The following is an 818-nucleotide window of genomic DNA, read 5'->3' as shown; positions in this document are numbered from 1 at the left end:
GCGCCCTACCTGCGCGTGACCCGCACCGGCGACAGCTGGACGTTCGAATACTCGACCAACGGCACCACTTGGACCACGGCGGGCACCGTGACCCACGCCATGACCGTGGACGCCGCTGGCCTGTTCTCGGGCAACCTTGGTCAGTCCAATGGCTTCGAGGCGCGCGTCGATTACTTCGAGGTCTCTCACGACCCGATCCTCGACGAAGACGGCACCCCGGTCGACCCGCCCGCCAACCAGGCGCCGGTCGCGGTTGATGACACCTTGGCGACTGAAACCGATACGGCGCTGAGCTTCTCTGCCAACCAGCTTCTGTCGAACGACAGCGATCCGGACGGCGACGCGGTGACGATCACCGGCGTTACCCAGCCTGCCAACGGCACCCTGACCGACAACGGCGATGGCACCTGGACCTACACGCCGAACGCGGGCTTCTCGGGTACCGACACCTTCACCTACACGGTGACGGACGGCGCAGAGACGGACACCGCGACCGTTACGCTGACCGTGACAGAGCCCACGGCCAACCCGCTGGCGTCGGACGACTTCGCCTCGGGCACGCTGGGCGCGAACTGGCGGTTTGAAGGCCCGTCGCAAGGCACCGTCGGCTTCGGCAGCGACGCCAACGACGCGTACCTGACGCTGGCGACGCCGGACGGCACGTTCGACGCGTGGCAGACCAACGGCACCGCCCGCATCATGCAGGACGCCGCCGACGAGGATTTCCAGATCGAAACGCGGTTCCTGTCCACGCCGCAGGGCAGCTACCAGATCCAGGGCATCCTGATCGAACAGGACGCGCAGAACTGGATGCGCTT

The 818-nt window shown here is 66.6% G+C and carries 1 protein-coding gene; it reads left to right on the top strand.

The window, feature by feature from the left end; translation table 11 throughout:
• Positions 1-818: Ig-like domain-containing protein (locus P1K30_RS23810; protein ID WP_275635230.1), on the top strand; the 818-nt coding region annotated here is incomplete at both ends.

Source organism: Psychromarinibacter halotolerans (assembly GCF_029168315.1).
Lineage (GTDB): Bacteria > Pseudomonadota > Alphaproteobacteria > Rhodobacterales > Rhodobacteraceae > Psychromarinibacter > Psychromarinibacter halotolerans.
Note: the sequence above shows the minus strand (reverse complement) of the source record. Positions and strands in the feature narration are given on the sequence as shown.